Source organism: Halomonas sp. RT37, from assembly GCF_040070525.1.
Taxonomy (GTDB): domain Bacteria; phylum Pseudomonadota; class Gammaproteobacteria; order Pseudomonadales; family Halomonadaceae; genus Halomonas; species Halomonas litopenaei.
This window is the reverse complement of sequence record NZ_CP098827.1, coordinates 2,017,811-2,032,842: the sequence shown is the minus strand read 5'-3', so window position 1 is coordinate 2,032,842 and position 15,032 is coordinate 2,017,811. Positions and strand designations below refer to the sequence as shown.

Below are 15,032 nucleotides of genomic sequence, written 5' to 3'. Positions count from 1 at the left end.
CGGACTACCAGCATGGGACGGCGCTAACGCACTTCCGGCATGGGCCGGCGCCAGCGCGGGATCAGAAGCGGTCTACCCTGAACGGCGCCATGTCGATGTCCGGCTGCTCGCCATCGATGACCTGCGCCAGCAGCTTGCCGGTCACCGGGCCCAGGGTGAAGCCCTGATGACCGTGGCCACAGGCCAGCCACAAGCCTGACTGCCCGGGTACGCCACCGATAACCGGCTTCATGTCCGGGGTACAGGGTCTGGCGCCTTTCCACGGCGTGGGCTCGAGACGCTGCCCCAGCGGAAACAGCTTGCGTGCCTGCTGCTCCGCTGCCTCCAGCTGTTCCAGGTGGGCCGGCGCATCAAGGCGCTCGAGCTCGGCCCCCGTGGTCAGGCGAATCCCGCTGCTCATGGGCGCCAGCAGATAGCCTACCTCGGCGTCCATCACCCAGTGGGTCAGCCTGGCGTCATCCGACTGACCATAGTGCATATGGTAGCCACGCTTGACGAACAGCGGGATCGACAGACCCAGGGCCTTCATCCAGTCCTGTGACCAGGGACCCAACGCCATCACCAGCCCATCTGCCTCCAGGGTGTCGCCCGAAGTGTCGATGCGCCAGGTATCGCCCTGCCGGCGCACATCGGTGACGTCCGCCTGGATGATCTCACCGCCATTATCGGAAAATGACTTGGCGTAGGCGGCCACCAGATCACCCGGATTTGCCACCGTCCAGGGATCGAGCCAGTGGATCGCCCCGGCAAGTCCGGGCTCCAGATCCGGCTCAAGGCGCGCCAGCGCCTCGCTGTCGAGGTAGTCGAAGCGGATGCCGAAGCGCTTGGCATCCAACTCAGCCTGGGCCGCTCGCTCGCCCAGCGCCTTGCTGCTCCGATAGACCTCGAGCCAGCCTTGGCGACGTACCAGCGCGTCGGCACCGGAAGCCTCGATCATCGCCGAGTGGGCCTCCAGGCAGCCGCCTATCAGCGAGGCGTACTCCGGTACGATCTGTTCGTAACGGGCGGGCGCCGAGTTCTGCCAGTACTTGAGCAGCGTCCCGGCGCTTGCGAACATCGCGCCCGGCCGATAGCGAATGTCGATCTGACGATTGGGTACCACCCGCAACAAGGTCGCCAGATCGCGCGGGAAGGCATAGGGACGCACCGCCTCGCGCTGGATGATGCCGGCGTTGCCGTAGGAGGTCTCGCGACCGGGCTCACGGCGGTCGACAAGTGTGACCTGGTGGCCACGGCGCCTCAGATGCCACGCCACCGACACACCGACCATGCCGGCTCCCACTACCACCATCTTGCGCGACATCATTCCCTCCTTGTCCTATAACGTCTGATGACGAGTGATTACCTGGACACGCCGCCCGTCGCCAGTAAAACCATGGCGACCACGGCGTAATATGCAGAAAAACTTATTGTAGCGCCAAGACCTTCGCTACACACCCTCGGCGCGATTCTGTTCGACGATGCGGGTGCGCACGAAGTCCGAGTGGCTGACGTGCAACAACTCCGCCAGGGCGCGAATACGGTGTTCCTCCAGGGCATCCTTCTCGCCGTCGGCAAACGCCAGCGCCCACATCTGCTGTACCAGCGCCACCCGGTCCTGATAGCCGGTGCGATCACGCAACTCACGCACGAAGCGGTGATGATCCACCGCACCCTCGGCCTCTTCCCGAGCCAGTGTCATCAGCTCGTCCAGCGCTTCGTCCTCGAGTTCGAACTGTTCCTTGAGCTGGCTGCGCATCAGATGGATCTCGCTGTCATCCAGGCGGTAGTCCGCACGAATCACCTCGCACAGCAACACCGCCGTGGCCAGTGACAGGTCCACCCTGGACGACGCATCCTCTTGCTGCGCCACATCATTGATCCAACGCTTCAGGGACGCCATCATCGTCATCGTGTTTTCCTCGTTGTTGCGCCTTCCAGGAGTTGCGCTTTCCAGGAGGCTCATGAACCGCCCGTGACGGCGCCCCCTGCTTCGCCCTCGACATTCATGGGCTCATTCGGAATACCACCATGCCTCATCCGCTGCTGATCGTCTCCCTCGCCGCTCTGATCGGCGCCGTCATCGCCGGCGTCGGCGCGTACAAGGTCCGCGACATCAACCGCTGGCCGACCACCGAGGCCACCGTGACCCACGCCGAGGTCCGGCTGGCGGAAGCCCAGCGCCACCAGCGCGAGCGAGACGATCAGCAAAGGCGTTACCTGGCAGTGCTGCGCTTCGAAGCCACCATCGACGGTCGGCGTATTCAATCCGACAACGCGGGATTCGATGGCGTTCCCTCCTTCACCCGACAGGAAGACGCCGATGCCTACATCGCCGGCTACCCCGTAGGTAGCGTCGTGCGTGTGCGCTATTCACCGCGCAAGCCTGAGCTGATGCATCTGGGCAACGCCTCACTGCCCTGGGGCCGCATCGGCCTGGCGGGTTTCCTGCTGGTGGCAAGCCTCGGCGCCTTTGCCCTGTTCTCGTTCAAGACCTGAATCACGCCGCACGCCCACTCGCTGTCGCCAGCCCCCCGTACAACCTGGCGTTGAAACATGAATGTGTAATGCAGACTACAATCGTCCCGACAGCCTGATATCGCCCCCTCCTGGATTGATGGAAGCCACGATGACGTCCGCAGATTCATGCTCTACACCGAAGGGCGAGGCCCGCCGCCAGCGGCTGCTGGCCGCCGCCCGCGAGGTATTCCTGGACAAGGGCTACGCCGGCGCCAGCGTCAATGACATCGTCGCCCGCGCGGGCGGCTCGCTAAGCACCCTCTACAAGCTATTCGGCAACAAGGAGGGGCTGTTCACCGCGGCCCTGGAAGCCCAGGCGTCCAGTGTCTGGTGTCGACTGGGACAGGCCGGCGAGCGTCCGCCGCAAGAGGTGCTGGAGGAGCTTGCCCGAGACCTGATCGACCTGGCGCTGCCAAACGCCAACATCCGCCTGATTCGTGGCATCGCCGCCGAGGCCGAGCGCGCCCCGGAGCTGGGAGCACTGTTTCTCGATCACGGCCCGGATCGTACCCGCCGTGAACTGGCCGACTACCTGCGCGACCAGCATGCCCGCGGCAAGCTGGTGGTAAAGGACCCGCGCACCTCGGCCGGCTTGTTTACCGGCATGGTGCTCGGGGAATGGATGCTCGATTCGCTGGTCGGGCGCCCACCCTCGCTGACACTGGAGGCGAGAGACCACCGCGCACGCTACGCGACCGAGCTTTTTCTGGCGGGGCATGCACCGACTTGAAGATAGGGCTGACTCCTTGCCCCACCCCGCTTCGGGCACCTCTTCTAGCGGGCTCCCTACAAGAAAACTTGCCTAGATGTCAGGCCCGTAGTCACCCTCTTTAAAGATGCGCCACTCCTCGGCGCGACGCCGCTCCAGTCCTGGCATCACCTCGCCGCCAGCGTACTTCCAGGCAAGCCACGCCTGTTCAAGCGTCGCGTAGGGGGTCACGGTACGGGAATCACACAGCATGGCCACCAGTGAAGAGTTCGAAAATGCCGCCAGTCCGATATTGAAGGCCAGCAACACCAGGGCATCGAACTGGTGCTGACGAAGACCTCGCGCGCCCACCCAGGGACGACAGGCCTCGAGGCGATCGAGCACCCCAAGCTCCACGTGCCGCAGGTCCTGGCGCAACAGTGACTCCGCCCAGTTCCTGTCGATGCCGTTGGCAAACCGCGGCCACTGCTGTCGAATGATCAGATGGCCCACACCGATCGTCGCCCCCTTCTGCCAGTGGTGGATGGGCGCTCCACTCAGGTCGAGATAGGGCATCAGCCGGCAGCCCTCGGCGTTGATCAACCATCGCCGCCCTCTCGGGCTCAGCCGACCGGGCGGAGGCCTGACCTCCGCGTCGATCGCATCGTAGAGCGAAACCGGTCTCGGCCCTGTACGCCTTTTCCCGCTGGCTGCGAGATTATCCTCCGGTTCATCCTTGCTGCCCACTTGTGTTGCCATGCCACCCTCCGTGCCAATTGACGCGGGCTCTGCATGAAAGGTCGACATTCCTGAGACCGCGCGTGCAGCACCCGCCGCTCCACTCCATGGAGCAACGCCTTCAGATTGGCAGCCTGCTGACGGCAAAACCCCGACTCAGGACAACAGAAACCGAGTCGTTCGGCGGTCACAGACGAAAGTGCTCGGCCCAGTCAACCTTGGCGGGTCGAGCTTGAGGCGAGGGATTTGGCGGGCGGGTCTTGCCGACAGGCCTGCGGGTCAGGCTTTCGCGCTGAGCTTGCAGGCTGAGCTTGTGGACCGAGCGTGCAGGCCAGGCTTGCACAGCGATCGTGAGGGCCCGGCCAGGGCTGGCCGGGCCAGCGCTGGCCGGACTATGGGTATCACTGCGGACAGGTATCGGAAGCGGCCTGGCCCTCGGCCCAGCGCCCCCAGCGATACAGAAATAGCGCGTAGGCCTTGAGGGTGTGCTGGATAGAGGCAATCTCGACCCGCTCATCGATGCCATGGATGCGTTCGGCTACGGGCCCGTAGCAGGTCCCGGCGATGCCGTGTCGATTGAGCGCTCGCAGATCCGTGGTGCAGGTCAACGCCACCGAGGGCAGCTCTTCACCGGTCAGGGCACGATGGCAATCGGCCAGCAGGGCGACTCCGGGGCTGTCGGTGTCGACGTGGTGGCCCTCGGAGCGAAAACCGTGAAACTCGACGTCCAGTCCGGAGATGCCCGGGCCCAGCGAGGCGCTGGCCGCCTCGACGCAGCGCCGCACCTTTTCCATGATGTCTTCCACCCGGACTTCGGGCGCGAAGCCGATGCGCCCCTCCAGGGTCGCTCGGGACGGCACGCTGGACGCCCAGTTGCCCCCTTCGATCTTGCCGATATTCAGGTTGAACGGGTGCTCGATCTCGTCATATGGCGGCTCGCGCCCGGCGTTCAGTTCCGCCTCCAGTGCCTTGAGCGGCGCCACCACCGACTGGATCGCCTCGATGGCGTTGGCCCCGGCGGCGGTATCCAGCACGTGGGCCGGCACCCCGTCCAGCGACACCTTGAACCACAGGGTGCCGATCTGAGCCGTGGTCAGGGTCGCCCCGAACGGCTCGGGAATCAGCGCAAAGTCGCCGCGGCCGTCACGGGCCAGGCAGGCCAGCGCACCATGGCCGGTGCACTCTTCCTCGATCACCGTCTGCAGCGTCAGCGGAAAATCGATCTCGAGCCCCGCCCGCTTCATCGCCGCCACCGCCGTCACCATGGCGGCGATGCCGGCCTTCATGTCGCCGGCGCCGCGCCCGTATAGCCAGCCATCCTCCTGCCAGGCTTCCCAGGGCGGACGAGACCACATCGACAGCGGCTCCGCCGGCACCACGTCCAGGTGGCCGTTGAAGATCAGGTGCGGCCTGGACGAGGTGCCGTTGATCACCGAGATCAGGTTGTGTCGGTCGACGCCCCTGGCCACCGGTGCCTGCTCGGCATCTGCGCCTTTCTCGGGCAGTGGGACGCGCTCGACAGGCAGCCCCATGTCCAGCAGATGGCTTTCCATCACCTCAAGTACCCCGGCCTCCGCCCCCAGCACGCTGTACTCGCGCACCAGAGCGCTGGTCAGGGCAAGGGTCTCCGGCATCAAGTCGTCGCAGGCATCGAGCAGCCGCCGTTCGTTGGCGTCCAGGGCATCGGTGGATAGTTGTGGTGTCGTCATTGACGGCAAATTCCGCATGTTAAATGTGTTTTACGCTTACTAGTTATGCACCTTCGAGCACCTGCAGCACAAGCCCACCGCACCCGATACAGGCTCTAGCCGCGGCCCTGGGCCCACCGTTCGACCAGGACTTCCCTCACTATATTTGAGCCACGACGTCACTCCCGACGTCGCCCACTCGTTCAGCCACGCGCCACCCCGGCGTGATCGGCCAACCGCTCGATCACCGAGTCCCTGGCCACGCCAATATGGTAGTCCACCTCGTCCCGGCAGCGCTGAGGATCACCGCTCTTCAGTGCCTCCAGCAGCCGCCAGTGGGAGGCGGCGATGCTTTCGGGGGTCTCGTGGGTACGGGTGATCAGGGTGATGCACAGCCGCAGCTCGAAGCTCAGGTCGTCGAAGGCACGTGCCAGCCGGGCGTTGTCGGCCAGCTCGAACACCAGGCGATGAAAGGCCAGGTCCTCCTCGATCTTGAGCCCCTCGTCATCACCGGCGGCGACCTCGCACAGACGACTGATCTGCCGATGCAGACGCTGCTCGATAGCCGCGTCGAAGCGCGTCATCACACGCTCGAAGGCGTGGCGTTCCAGACCGATGCGTAGATCGAAGACGTCGCTCAGCTCGGCCACATCCAGGGTACGCACGAAGAACCCGCGCCGCGGTCGCGATACCAGCAAGCCACGGCTCTCCATCAGCCTGGCGGCCTCGCGTACCGGGGCCCGGCTGATGCCGAGCTCCGCCGCCAGCCCCGCCTCCGACAACCGCTCGCCCGGTGCGAAGCGCGAGGCCAGGATCGCCTCGGTCAAGTAGTCGACCACCTGGTCCACCAGGTTGCGCTGAACCACGAAGGGCGCGGCTGAGGGGTCCCGAGGATTGGCCATGCTCGACTCCCGTAGTTGGCCTGAAGGGTCATACCCCAGTATGACCGCATCCAGCGCCGAACAACAGTCGATTGCCGACTGTCGACAGTTTGTGCCGAGGCTGCTAGGTTCTAAAGGGCTTACGGAAATCCCCAACAACAACAGTCCCGGAGCTGGCCTCAGCGACGCGAAAGCCCGGCAACAGCGCACTGGCGGCGCTTTCTGCCCCTGGTTTCACGCACCTCTGGCAACACCTCCGGGCCACCAAGGTGCCCTGATATGACCTCGAACTCCCGCCACCCCCGCGTCGCCTTTCTGCCATCTTGCTCGCCGCTGTCCCCCTCGCCCCGGGCAAGCTCGACTCAGGCACGCGCCTCTCGCTTCAACGCCTCCCTGCTGACGCTGGGGCTCGCCGCCCTGCTGCCGCTGGCGGCCACCCCGGCGCTGGCCCAGGACGACGGCCAGGACGCCCAGCAAGAGGCCACCCAGGAACCCCAGCGCGGCGGTGTCATCGACACCATCATCCAGCCGGAGCCGCCGGGCCTGGTGCTGGGCATGATCCAGAACGCCCCAACCCGCACGGTGGCCGGCAACATCTACGAAGGCCTGCTGCGCTACTCCACCGACATGGAGCCGATGCCGCAACTGGCCAAGAGCTGGGAGGTCAGCGAAGACGGCCTGACCTACACCTTCCACCTTCAGGAAAACGCCAAGTGGCATGACGGCGAGGCCTTCACCGCCGAAGACGTGGTGTTCTCCGCCGACGTCTTCCACCGCGACTTGAACCCCAGCGCCCGTGCGGTGCTCGAGCACGTCGAGAGCATCGAGGCGACCGACGACCACACCGTGGTGTTCACCCTGAAGAAGCCCTTCGGCCCCTTCCTGATCTCGTTCGAGGCCGGCACCTTCACCATGGTGCCCGAGCACATCTACGCCGGCACTGACTTCCGCAACAACGAGGCCAACAACCATCCCATCGGCACCGGCCCGTTCCAGTTCGACAGCTGGGACCGCGGCACCGTCATCAAGCTGACCCGCTTCGATGACTACTACGAGGAAGGCCTGCCCTACCTCGATGGCATCAACTGGCACGTCATCCCGGACGGCGCCTCCCGCGCGGTGGCCTACGAGAACGGTACCGTCGACGTGCTGCCCTACGGCACCGTGGAGAACTTCGACGTCCCCCGGCTGACCGCCATGGACAACACCTGCGTGACCGAGAAGGGCCACGAGTACTTCAGCCCCTTCGCCATGCTGTGGATGAACAATCGTGAAGGACCGACCGCCGACAAGCGCTTCCGCCAGGCGGTGATGTACGCCATGGACCGCGAGTTCGCCCGCGACGTGCTGTGGAATGGCATGGGCCAGGTGCCGGCAGGGCCGTTTGGCTCCAACGCCAAGTTCAATGACCCGGGCCTCGAGGGCTACAGCTACGACCCGGACAAGGCCGAGGAACTGCTCGACGAGATGGGGTACGACGGCGAGGAAGTCACCCTGCTGCCGCTGCCCTACGGCGAGACCTGGAATCGCTGGGCCGAGGCGGTACAGCAGAACCTCAAGGAGGTGGGCATCAACGTGCGCACCGAGGCCACCGACGTGGGCGGCTGGAACCAGCGCCTGGGTGAGCGCGACTTCGACCTGGCCTTCACCTACCTGTACCAGTACGGCGACCCGGCGCTCGGCATCTCGCGGACCTACCTGTCCACCAACACCGAGAAGGGCTCCCCCTGGAACAACGTCGAGGGCTACCAGAACCCCGAGGTAGATGAGCTGTTCAACGCCGCCGCCACTGCCTATCCGGACAGCGAGCGTGAGCGTCTCTACCACGAGGTGCAGCAGATCCTGCTCGAGGACGCACCGCTCGGCTGGTTGCTGGAGCTCGGCTTCCCGACCATCTACCGCTGCAACGTCAACAATCTGGTGACCTCGGCGGTGGGCGTCAACGACGGCTTCAAGGACGCCTGGATCGCCGACTGAGCCAAAAAAGGCGATACGGCGCGGCCCACCACGGGCCGCGCCAGCCCTGATTTTGCTGCTGCCATCACCACAGGCTTACTGCCCGGGACCTCACCATGCTCTACGCCCGCCTGATCATTTCACGACTGTTGAAGGCCGCCATCGTGCTGCTGCTGATCGTCGTGTTCAATTTCGTGCTGATCCAGCTCGCCCCCGGCGACCCGGCGGCCATCCTGGCCGGGGAAGCCGGGGCCGCCGATGAAGCCTTCATCGCCCAGCTGCGCGAGCAGTTCGGGCTGGACCAGCCCATGTATGTCCAGCTGTGGCACTACGTGTCCGGCATCCTGACCCTGGACTTCGGCTACTCCTACCGCCAGCAGATGCCGGTGCTGGACCTGATCCTCGACCGCCTGCCCGCCACCCTGCTGCTGACCGGTACCGCCTTCGTGCTGTCGCTGGTGCTCGGCATCCTCGCCGGCTCCATGGCCGCGATGCGCGTCAAGAAGGCCTCGGGCTCGCTGATCATGGCGCTGGCCCTGCTGTTCTACGCCACGCCGCTGTTCTGGGTGGCGCTGATGGCGGTGGTGCTGTTCTCGGTGTACCTGGACTGGCTGCCCGCCTACGGCATGTTCACCGTCGGCGCCAACCTGGAAGGCCTGGCCTACGCCCTGGACGTGGCCAAGCATCTGGTGCTGCCGGCCACCACCCTGGGCCTGTTCTTCATGGCCATCTATACGCGCATGACCCGCGCCTCGATGCTCGACGCCGCCCAGCAGGACTTCGTCAAGACCGCCAAGGCCAAGGGCCTGGCGCCGAGGGTCATTCAGCGCCGCCATATCCTGCGCAACGCCCTGTTGCCGATCATCACCCTGGCGGGGCTGCAGGCCGGCCAGATGGTCGGCGGCGCCATCCTCACCGAGACAGTATTCGCCTGGCCGGGCATCGGCCGGCTGATGTACGAGGCGCTGATGCAGCGTGACTACAACCTGCTGCTCGGCATCTTTTTCTTCTCCGCCGCCCTAGTGATCCTGTTCAACATCGCCACCGACCTGGTCTATCGACTGGCCGATCCACGCATCAAGGGGGCCGCCGCATGAGTTTCTTCGCCCGTTTCGCCCAGAACCGAGGCGCCCTGGTGGGACTGATTATCCTGTGGGCGATCATCCTGATGGCCGTGCTGGCCCCGGTGTTGTTCCCGGAATCCCCCTGGCGCATGGTGCAGCGCCCCTTCCTGCCGCCGCTGGCCCAGGACGGCTTCTGGCTCGGCACCGACACCATGGGCCGCAACGTCGCCGCCGGACTGATGCACGGCGCCTGGGTATCGCTGCTGATCGGCCTGGTGTCCACCGCCGTGGCGCTGGCCATCGGCGTGCCGCTGGGCGCCATCGCCGGCTACTACGGCGGCCTGGTGGACGACGCTCTGATGCGCTTCACCGAGTTCTTCCAGACCATCCCCAACTTCGCCCTGGCCATCGTGCTGGTAGCGATCATGCAGCCCAGCGTGACCTCCATCGTGCTTGCCATCGCCATCGTCAGCTGGCCGCCGGTGGCCCGCCTGGTGCGCGCCGAGTTCATGTCGCTGCGCCATCGCGAATACGTCGAGGCGGCGCGCCTGGTCGGCCAGACCAACACCCAGATCATCCTGCGCCAGATCCTGCCCAACACCCTGTCGCCGATCATCGTGCTGGCCTCGCTGATGGTGGCTACCGCCATCCTGCTGGAGTCGGCGCTGTCGTTTCTCGGCCTCGGTGACCCCAACGTGATGTCCTGGGGCTACATGATCGGCGCTGCGCGCACCGTGATCCGCCAGGCCTGGTGGCTGTCGTTCTTCCCCGGCCTTGCGATCCTGTTGACCGTGCTGGCGCTGAACCTGGTCGGCGAAGGGCTCGATGACGCCCTCAACCCCAAACTCGCACGGGAGCGCTGAGCCATGAATACCTTTGACAACAGCGCCAGCGGCACCAGCGCTTCCACTGCACCGCGCAGCGAACCGGAGAAGGTGCCGAAGAGCGCCACCGCCGGCGATCTCTGTGGCGATCACAGCGGCGATCCCGCCCCGGAACCGATCCTGCGCATCGAGGGCCTGAGCGTCGCATTGCCCGCCGGCGCCGATCGCGAATACGCCGTGGAAGAGCTGTCCTATGAGGTCAGCCCCGGCGAGATCCTGTGCGTGGTGGGCGAATCCGGCTCCGGCAAGTCCATGGCCGCCAACACCGTCATGGGCCTTCTGCCCAAGGGCGTGCGCCCGGTGGCCGGGCGGGTGATGTTCGAGGGCGAGGACGTGCTGACCCTCGACGAGAAGCGCCACCGGGCGCTGCGCGGCAAGAAGATCGGCATGATCTTCCAGGAGCCGATGACCGCCCTCAACCCGCTGATGCGCATCGGCGACCAGATCGCCGAGGTATTCGAGGCCCACGGCGAGCTCAGGGGCGCCGAGCGTCAGGCCCGGGCGCTGGAGCTACTCAAGGAAGTCCGCCTGCCCCAGCCCGAACGGGCCATCCGCGCCTACCCCTTCGAACTCTCCGGCGGCCAGCGTCAGCGGGTGATGATCGCCATGGCGCTGGCGCTGGAACCGAAGCTGCTGATCGCCGATGAGCCCACCACCGCGCTGGACGTCACTACCCAGGCGCAGATCCTCGAGCTGATCGCCGACCTGCAACGTCGCCACCATATGGCGGTGATGTTCATCACCCACGACTTCGGCGTGGTCGCCGAGATCGCCAACCGAGTGTGCGTGATGCGACACGGCCGGATCGTCGAGATCGGTCGCCGTGACGAGGTGCTCGACAACCCCCGTCACGACTATACCCGGGCGCTGATCCAGGCCATTCCCAGCGACGCCGCACCGCCCGAGCGCGAGCCGATGGCGCCGACGCCGATCCTCGAGGTACGCGACCTGAATCGGGTATTCCGTTCCCGCGGCGGGCTGTTCAAGCCCTCCCGTGAGGTACGCGCCCTGGACGAGGTCAGCTTCACCCTGTCACGCGGCGAGACCATCGGCATCGTCGGCGAGTCGGGCTCCGGCAAGTCGACCCTGGGGCGCTGCGTCGTGCGCCTGGAGCGTCCCGACAGCGGCGAGATCCTGCTCGGCGGCGAAGACCTGTCCGAGCTCAAGGGCGACGCCCTGCGGCGCCAGCGCCACCGGGTGCAGATGGTGTTCCAGGACCCCTACGCCTCACTCAACCCGCGCACCCGGGTGGGCATGGCCATCGCCCAGGGCCCCATCGCCAACGGCGTGCCCCGCGACCAGGCATTGGCCAAGGCCGACGAGCTGCTCGAACTGGTGGGGCTTGGCGGCAGCGCCGACCGCTTCCCTCATGAGTTCTCCGGCGGTCAGCGCCAGCGCATCGGCATCGCCCGCGCCCTGGCACTGGACCCGGAGTTGATCGTCGCCGATGAAGCGGTGTCGGCGCTGGACGTATCGATCCAGGCCCAGGTGCTGGAGCTGCTCGAGGACCTGAAGCAACGCTTCTCGCTGTCGCTACTGTTCATCACCCACGACCTGCGCGTCGCCGCCCAGATCTGCGATCGCATCATCGTCATGCAGAAGGGGCGCATCGTCGAACAGGGCAGCGCCCAGGAAGTCTTCACCCGACCTCAGGCCGACTACACCCGCGAACTGCTCGCCGCCATTCCCGGCCGCGACAAGACCACCGATGACAAGACCAGCAAAGAGGAGACCACCCACTGATGGCCGTCACCTCCCAGCAACTATCGTCATCGCTTGCCACGCTGATCGAGACACTGCGCGAGCGCCTGGGCGCCGCCCAGGTGCTGACCGGCGACGACGTGGCAAGCCGCCAGGTGGACTGGCTGAGCGGTGCGCCCTGTCGCGCCGCGGCCATCGTGCGGCCCGGCACCCCCGAGCAGGTGGCAGAGGTGCTCGCCCTGTGCCACCAGGCCCGCCAGCCGATCGTCACCCACGGCGGCCTGACCGGGCTGGTCCACGGCGCCGAGGCGGCCCCGGACGAGCTGGCGCTGTCACTCGAGCGTCTTGCCGCCATCGAGGAGATCGACCCGGTGGCCGGCACCATCACCGTGCAGGCCGGCGCGCCGCTGCAGAAGGTCCAGGAGGCCGCCCGCGAGGTCGGCATGCAGTTCGCGCTCGACCTAGGCGCCCGGGGCAGCTGCAGCATCGGTGGCAATATCGCCACCAACGCCGGCGGCAACCGGGTGATCCGCTACGGCATGATGCGCCAGCAGGTGCTGGGGCTCGAGGCGGTGCTGGCCGATGGCCAGGTGATCAGCGCCATGAGCCCGATGCTCAAGAACAACGCCGGCTACGACCTCAAGCAGCTGTTCATCGGCAGCGAAGGCACCCTGGGCGTGGTGACTCGGGCGGTGCTCAAGCTGCAGCCGGCGCTTGGCGACACCCGCACCGCGCTGGTCGCCTGCCCCGACTTCACCTCAATGACGTCGTTGCTTGCGCACCTGCGTGACAGCCTTGGCGGAAGCCTCGCCGCCTTCGAGGCCATGTGGCAGAACCACTTCGCCCTGATCACCGAACAAGAACGTCATCAGCCGCCGCTGGACACCGACGCGCCCTACTACGCCCTGGTCGAGTCCCTGGCCAACGACGAGGACCACCACCGCCAGCAGTTCGAGGCGGCACTCGAAGCGTCCGTCGAACAGGGCTGGGTGGTCGACGCCGCGATCGCCCAGTCGGAAAGCCAGCGCGACAAGCTCTGGGCGATTCGCGATGATATCGAAGGACTGGTGGAGGCGCTCTCGCCGATCATGGCCTTCGACGTCAGTCTGCCGATCGGCGAGATGCAGGACTATGTCGCCGAGGTCCAGGCACGCCTCGAGGCCCGTTGGCCACAGGTACGCCTGGCGGTGTTCGGCCATCTGGGCGACGGCAACCTGCACCTGTCGGTGGGTGTGGGCAGCGATGATCCGGACACCCGCCACGAAGTCGAGGCCTGCCTCTACGAGCCGCTGGCCCGGGTCAAGGGATCGATCTCCGCCGAGCACGGCATCGGCCTGGAAAAGCGCGACTGGCTGGCTATCTCACGAAGCCCCGAGGAACTCGCGCTGATGGCAACACTCAAGCGCACCCTCGACCCCCATGGCCTGCTCAACCGCCACAAGGTGGTGCCCTGGACCGCGCTACAGACCTGACCTGACCTGACCTGACGTGACCTATTAGCATAGGCCGCTGTCGTAACGCTCTCGGACCACCCTCTGACAGGCCTCCGCACCCTTCAAGCCAACTCCCACAGGACATCCCATGGCATCCGATACCCCCACCTTCGCCGACCACCTCTACTCCCCGGGACCGGACAACCCCTTCCCTGGCATCTGGGTGCTGAAGCGCCGTATCGGCAAGGAGATCCCCCACCGTCTGGGCTCCAACGAAGGCCTGGACATGCCCCATCGCGCCCTGCGCGAGCACTTCGGTGACGCCATGGTCGAGCACGTCTACTGCTACGGTGACTCCGAAGCCCTGGGCGTGCGCGAACGCCTCGTCCGGCTGCACGGCTTCGACCTGGACACCCTGCTGGTGGACGCCGGCTGCGACAGCCTGCTGGCGCTGGTGCTGCGGGCCACCGCCCCCGCCGGTACCAGCGTGGTCAGCTCCGCCGGCACCTACCCCACCTTCGGCTACTTCGCCAAGGGCCAGGGCTGCCGCCTGATCGAGGTCGACTACGAGGAGACCGCCGACCACCTGGCGCCGGACATCGACGCCCTGATCGACGCCGCCCACCGCCACCACGCCCGACTCGTTTACCTGGCCAACCCGGACAACCCCACCGGCTTCGTCCACGACGAGGCTACGGTCGCGCGGTTGCGTGACGCCCTGCCTGATGACTGCTGGCTGCTGCTGGACGAGGCCTACCACGACTTCCGCGACGACGCTGCCAAGCCCAGTTTTACCCGCGCCCTGCCGGGGGTAATTCGCTGTCGCACCCTGTCCAAGGCCCACGGCCTGGCCGGGCTGCGCGTCGGCTACGCCATCGCCGAGCCCGACACCCTGGCGATGCTGATGAAGGTGCGCATCCACTACGCGGTGTCGACCCTGAGCCTGGCCGCCGCCGAGGTGGTGCTGGACCACCAGGACGAGACCGACGCCCACATCCAGGCGGTGCTGGAGCGCCGGGCGCGCCTGGCCGAGCACTTCAAGGCGCTGGGCGCCGACGTGCTGGAGAGCGGCACCAACTTTATCGGCATTCGACTGGCCGGCGCGGATCTGGCCAAGCGGGTCAACGCCGACCTGCTGGACGAAGGCAAGCTGATCGCACGCCCGGCACACCCGGCCCTCGGCCATGTGCTGCGCATCACCGCCGTGGCCGACGCCCTCGAGCCCGGGCGACTTGCCCGCCTGGAGCAGGCGGTGCGTGAAGGAGTCTGAGGCCAAGACTGAGGCGATGGAGAAGTCAGTTTCCAGGCAAGGTTTCGATGGCAGGCGAGACCTCAATGGCAGACAGGATATTAACGGCAGGCGAGGTCTCAATAGCAGAGAATGTCTCAATAAAAAGTACCGCCAGGCGACCGAGGTCGCCTGGCGGTAATGCTGGGTTGATGTAAGCGCCGTAGGCCCTATCGCATGCCTGCATAGCAAGCGGCTGGCCCGGCTCCTCG

General features: G+C 66.2%; 13 protein-coding genes. 8 read left to right on the top strand and 5 right to left on the bottom strand.

What is annotated here, in order from left to right; all coding sequences use genetic code 11:
• Positions 1-61: 61 nt before the first annotated feature.
• A complete protein-coding gene (locus NFG58_RS08805) occupies positions 62-1,303 on the bottom strand; it encodes an FAD-dependent oxidoreductase (RefSeq protein WP_348827999.1) in 1,242 nt (413 codons plus the stop codon).
• Between the two features lie 126 nt (positions 1,304-1,429).
• Positions 1,430-1,891: a TerB family tellurite resistance protein gene (locus tag NFG58_RS08800; RefSeq protein WP_253028722.1), complete on the bottom strand. Its 462-nt coding sequence runs from the start codon at positions 1,889-1,891 to the stop codon at positions 1,430-1,432.
• 119 nt (positions 1,892-2,010) lie between these two features.
• Here NFG58_RS08800 and NFG58_RS08795 point away from each other — a divergent pair, with 119 nt between their 5' ends.
• Positions 2,011-2,478 (top strand): DUF3592 domain-containing protein, encoded by a 468-nt coding sequence (locus NFG58_RS08795; RefSeq protein ID WP_348827998.1) that lies wholly within the window; start codon positions 2,011-2,013, stop codon positions 2,476-2,478.
• A 130-nt stretch (positions 2,479-2,608) separates the two neighbouring features.
• Positions 2,609-3,229, top strand: coding sequence for a TetR/AcrR family transcriptional regulator (locus NFG58_RS08790; RefSeq protein ID WP_045993008.1), 621 nt, complete (start codon positions 2,609-2,611; stop codon positions 3,227-3,229).
• A 72-nt stretch (positions 3,230-3,301) separates the two neighbouring features.
• Here the strand turns inward: NFG58_RS08790 and NFG58_RS08785 are convergent, their stop codons facing one another.
• The 3 genes from NFG58_RS08785 to NFG58_RS08775 form a co-directional block, all read right to left on the bottom strand.
• Positions 3,302-3,790: a lysozyme gene (locus NFG58_RS08785; RefSeq protein ID WP_052704367.1), complete on the bottom strand. Its 489-nt coding sequence runs from the start codon at positions 3,788-3,790 to the stop codon at positions 3,302-3,304.
• Positions 3,791-4,326: 536 nt separating this feature from the next.
• Positions 4,327-5,634, bottom strand: coding sequence for an ArgE/DapE family deacylase (locus tag NFG58_RS08780; protein ID WP_348827997.1), 1,308 nt, complete (start codon positions 5,632-5,634; stop codon positions 4,327-4,329).
• A gap of 182 nt (positions 5,635-5,816) precedes the next feature.
• Positions 5,817-6,515 (bottom strand): GntR family transcriptional regulator, encoded by a 699-nt coding sequence (locus NFG58_RS08775; protein WP_045993010.1) that lies wholly within the window; start codon positions 6,513-6,515, stop codon positions 5,817-5,819.
• A 258-nt stretch (positions 6,516-6,773) separates the two neighbouring features.
• On the opposite strand from NFG58_RS08775, the gene NFG58_RS08770 reads away from it, so the two are divergent.
• The 6 genes from NFG58_RS08770 (at position 6,774) to NFG58_RS08745 (ending at position 14,802) form a co-directional block, all read left to right on the top strand.
• A complete protein-coding gene (locus NFG58_RS08770; protein WP_348827996.1) occupies positions 6,774-8,471 on the top strand; it encodes an ABC transporter substrate-binding protein in 1,698 nt (565 codons plus the stop codon).
• A 95-nt stretch (positions 8,472-8,566) separates the two neighbouring features.
• Positions 8,567-9,547: an ABC transporter permease gene (locus NFG58_RS08765; RefSeq protein ID WP_045993011.1), complete on the top strand. Its 981-nt coding sequence runs from the start codon at positions 8,567-8,569 to the stop codon at positions 9,545-9,547.
• Complete coding sequence (locus NFG58_RS08760; protein WP_045993012.1) at positions 9,544-10,377, top strand: ABC transporter permease; 834 nt, start codon at positions 9,544-9,546, stop codon at positions 10,375-10,377. Before NFG58_RS08765 ends, NFG58_RS08760 begins: the two co-directional genes overlap by 4 nt.
• Before the next feature lie 3 nt (positions 10,378-10,380).
• Positions 10,381-12,141, top strand: coding sequence for an ABC transporter ATP-binding protein (locus NFG58_RS08755; RefSeq protein WP_348827995.1), 1,761 nt, complete (start codon positions 10,381-10,383; stop codon positions 12,139-12,141).
• Positions 12,141-13,571 (top strand): FAD-binding oxidoreductase, encoded by a 1,431-nt coding sequence (locus NFG58_RS08750; protein WP_348827994.1) that lies wholly within the window; start codon positions 12,141-12,143, stop codon positions 13,569-13,571. The genes NFG58_RS08755 and NFG58_RS08750 overlap by 1 nt, the downstream gene beginning before the upstream one ends.
• Positions 13,572-13,680: 109 nt before the next feature.
• A complete protein-coding gene (locus NFG58_RS08745) occupies positions 13,681-14,802 on the top strand; it encodes an aminotransferase class I/II-fold pyridoxal phosphate-dependent enzyme (protein ID WP_348827993.1) in 1,122 nt (373 codons plus the stop codon).
• The last annotated feature ends 230 nt before the right edge of the window (positions 14,803-15,032 follow it).

Bases quoted from the DNA above. Each gene is read 5' to 3' on its own strand.
- NFG58_RS08805 (WP_348827999.1), bottom strand. From the start codon at position 1,303: ATGTCGCGCAAGATGGTGGTAGTGGGAGCCGGCATGGTCGGTGTGTCG.
- NFG58_RS08800 (WP_253028722.1), bottom strand. From the start codon at position 1,891: ATGACGATGATGGCGTCCCTGAAGCGTTGGATCAATGATGTGGCGCAG.
- NFG58_RS08760 (WP_045993012.1), top strand. From the start codon at position 9,544: ATGAGTTTCTTCGCCCGTTTCGCCCAGAACCGAGGCGCCCTGGTGGGA.
- NFG58_RS08780 (WP_348827997.1), bottom strand. From the start codon at position 5,634: ATGACGACACCACAACTATCCACCGATGCCCTGGACGCCAACGAACGG.
- NFG58_RS08765 (WP_045993011.1), top strand. From the start codon at position 8,567: ATGCTCTACGCCCGCCTGATCATTTCACGACTGTTGAAGGCCGCCATC.
- NFG58_RS08795 (WP_348827998.1), top strand. From the start codon at position 2,011: ATGCCTCATCCGCTGCTGATCGTCTCCCTCGCCGCTCTGATCGGCGCC.
- NFG58_RS08750 (WP_348827994.1), top strand. From the start codon at position 12,141: ATGGCCGTCACCTCCCAGCAACTATCGTCATCGCTTGCCACGCTGATC.
- NFG58_RS08790 (WP_045993008.1), top strand. From the start codon at position 2,609: ATGACGTCCGCAGATTCATGCTCTACACCGAAGGGCGAGGCCCGCCGC.
- NFG58_RS08755 (WP_348827995.1), top strand. From the start codon at position 10,381: ATGAATACCTTTGACAACAGCGCCAGCGGCACCAGCGCTTCCACTGCA.
- NFG58_RS08775 (WP_045993010.1), bottom strand. From the start codon at position 6,515: ATGGCCAATCCTCGGGACCCCTCAGCCGCGCCCTTCGTGGTTCAGCGC.
- NFG58_RS08745 (WP_348827993.1), top strand. From the start codon at position 13,681: ATGGCATCCGATACCCCCACCTTCGCCGACCACCTCTACTCCCCGGGA.
- NFG58_RS08770 (WP_348827996.1), top strand. From the start codon at position 6,774: ATGACCTCGAACTCCCGCCACCCCCGCGTCGCCTTTCTGCCATCTTGC.